This is a genomic window from Streptomyces sp. NP-1717, assembly GCF_022695985.1.
Classification (GTDB): Bacteria; Actinomycetota; Actinomycetes; order Streptomycetales; family Streptomycetaceae; genus Streptomyces.
Genome location: NZ_JAAPBF010000419.1, coordinates 1 through 2,571, shown reverse-complemented (window position 1 = coordinate 2,571; position 2,571 = coordinate 1). Strand labels below are relative to the sequence as shown.

General features: G+C 68.0%; 3 protein-coding genes. All 3 read right to left on the bottom strand.

The genetic code is table 11. The features are described from left to right. Positions 1–47: 47 nt before the first annotated feature. The gene (locus tag GXP76_RS35105; RefSeq protein ID WP_242575664.1) at positions 48–1,103 is read right to left on the bottom strand and encodes a tartrate dehydrogenase; all 1,056 of its coding nucleotides are present in this window, start codon (positions 1,101–1,103) and stop codon (positions 48–50) included. Positions 1,104–1,172: 69 nt separating this feature from the next. After that, on the bottom strand, positions 1,173–2,069 hold the full coding sequence (locus tag GXP76_RS35100; protein WP_242575663.1) for a LysR family transcriptional regulator: 897 nt from the start codon (positions 2,067–2,069) through the stop codon (positions 1,173–1,175). Positions 2,070–2,348: 279 nt separating this feature from the next. Further along, positions 2,349–2,571, bottom strand: a 223-nt coding sequence (locus GXP76_RS35095) for a helix-turn-helix transcriptional regulator (protein WP_242575662.1), incomplete at its 5' end; no start/stop codon positions are given.

Sequence of the window (2,571 nt, the reverse complement as noted above, 5' to 3'; positions counted from 1 at the left end):
CGGGGCAGCATCGTCCATGCTGTCCCGTCCACGGCAGAGGGTTCGGCTCACAGGAGTTCGAGGAGCTTTTCGGTGAACTCGGCGGTGCTGGCGGTGCCGCCCAGGTCGGGAGTCCGGACGTCTGTCTTCGCCAGGAGCGCCGCGATGGCGTCGGTGACGTCCTTGCCGGCCTCGGGGTGGCCGAGGTGATCGAGCATCATGGCGGCCGACCAGATCGCGCCCAGGGGGTTGGCGATGCCCCGTCCGGCGATGTCGGGAGCGGAGCCGTGCACTGGTTCGAACATCGAGGGGAATTCGCGCTCGGGGTTCAGGTTGGCGGCCGGTGCGATGCCGATGGAGCCGGCCACAGCGGCGGCCAGGTCACTGAGGATGTCTCCGAAGAGGTTGGAGCCGACCACCACGTCGAAGCGGGCGGGATGGAGGACGAACTTGGCGGCCAGCGCGTCGATGTGTTCCTGGTCCCAGGCCATATCGGGGTGCGCGGCGGCGCGCTCGGCGACCAGTTCGTCCCAGAACGGCATCGTGTGCACGATGCCGTTCGACTTGGTGACCGAGGTGACCTTGCCACCGCGCTGAGCAGCCACATCGAAGGCGTAATCCAATACGCGGGTGACCCCGGCCCGGGTGAACACGGCTTCCTGAACGGCCATTTCCTCCGGGAAGCCGCGGTTGAGACGTCCGCCGATCTCGCTGTACTCGCCCTCGACGTTTTCCCGGACGACGACGAAGTCGACCTCCCCGGGCGCCGCGCCGCGTACCGGGCTGTCGATGCCCTCGAAGACGCGGATGGGTCGCAGGTTGACGTACTGGCGGAAGCTTCGGCGAATCAGGATCAGCAGGCCCCACAGGGAGACGTGGTCGGGCACGCCGGGGTAGCCGACAGCGCCGAGCAGGATGGCGTCCTTGTCACGGAGCTGGTCGATTCCGTCCTCGGGCATCATCGCGCCGTCGCGCAGGTAGCGCTCGCAGGACCAGTCGTACGCGGTGTAGGTGAAGCCGAAGCCACGGCGACTGCCGACGGCATCGAGGACCTGCTGTGCCGGGGGCAGCACCTCGGCGCCGATGCCGTCACCCGGGATCAAGGCAATGCGGTGGTTCGTCATGCGTCGATTGCAGCAATGGACCGGCTACGGCGTCCAAGACGCAGTTCTGATCTCGCTTATAAGCTGCGCTTATCTGGCGTCTGGCATATCCGTTGTCGGCAGGGCGGCACTCAGGAAAGCCTCTACAGCAGGTGACAGTCCGGCGCGGCGACTGATCAGTCCGATGTTGAGGGTGCTCTTCGGTTCGATGTCCACCACCCGAGCTCCGGCACGCTCGGCCAGGGTGCGCCAGGACTCTGTCACCACGGCCAGACCCACCCCTGCCAGGACGAGAGGCAGGATGGCCACCCGGTGCTCCGTCTCGGCGGCGATGTCGAACCCCGTCCCCTGTTCGATGAGGCCGTCGACGTACGCCCGCATGCCCGTTCCCCGCTGCCCGACGATCAGGCGCTGCCCTGCCAGTTCCCGGCAGTCCACCGACTGCCGCCCGGAAAACAGCCCGTCGGGCGGCACCACGAGCACGAAGCGCTGTTCGCCGACCAGGTGGCAAGCCACCTCCTTGTCGGGCAGCGGCCCCGCAGAGGCCAGCAGCCCCAGCTCGACAGCACCGGTACGCACCATATCGATGACATCCTGGCGGGTGAAAGCGGCCTTGATGACCACCGCCACCCCCGGCCAGCGGGTACTGAAGGCCCGGATCATCGACGTCAGCGGCTCCACCGCCTGCGACGGCATCGCCGCCACGTCGAGCCGGCCCTCACGAAGCTCATGCACGGCGGCGACGCTGGCCCGGGCAGTTGCCAGACTCCGAACGGCAGCGCGGGCCGGCTCGATCAGCGCCTCACCGGCCTCGGTGAGCACCGCCCGGCGGCCGATCCGGTGGAAGAGAGCGCTGCCAAGGTCCCGCTCCAGCGCCTGAACCGTCTGGGACAGCGCGGGCTGGGAGACGTACAGGACCGACGCCGCCCGGTTGAACCCGCCATGATCCACAATGGCGAGGAAATGCTCCAGCTGCCGGATGTCCATCACGCCATCTTCCCCCTCGCCGAAGCAGAAAGTCCGGCGCCTCCGCCTGGACGGCGCCCTACCAGGAGGTGCGTGCCAGCGGCGAGGCGGCATCGGGGATGTAGCGGTAGGCCCTCGCGACGGCACTTCAGAGGTTCTGTCAGCGCGCCCAGCTGGGCCACGAGGCAGGGGCCGGTGGTCCTCTACCGTCCGTCGGTTCCTTTGCGGAAGTGAGCCAGAACCCGAGTGCCGGGGCTCCTGGTTCTGGCGTGCGTGGGTCGGTTGTCGAGCTGCGCCGGTTCAGGCTTCGGGCTTGAGGGTGAGGGTGGTGAGGGCTGTGGCGATCTGGTCGAGGCGGGTGGGGTTGAGGGAGTAGAGGACGTAGTAGCCCTCGCGTCGGGTGGTGGTGAGTCTTGCCTGGGTGAGCTGGTGAAGGTGACGGGAGGTCACGGATGTGGAGAGGCCGAGGAGGGTGGCGAGTTCCTGGGTGCTGCGGCTCTGGGCGGCGAGGTGGGTGATGATC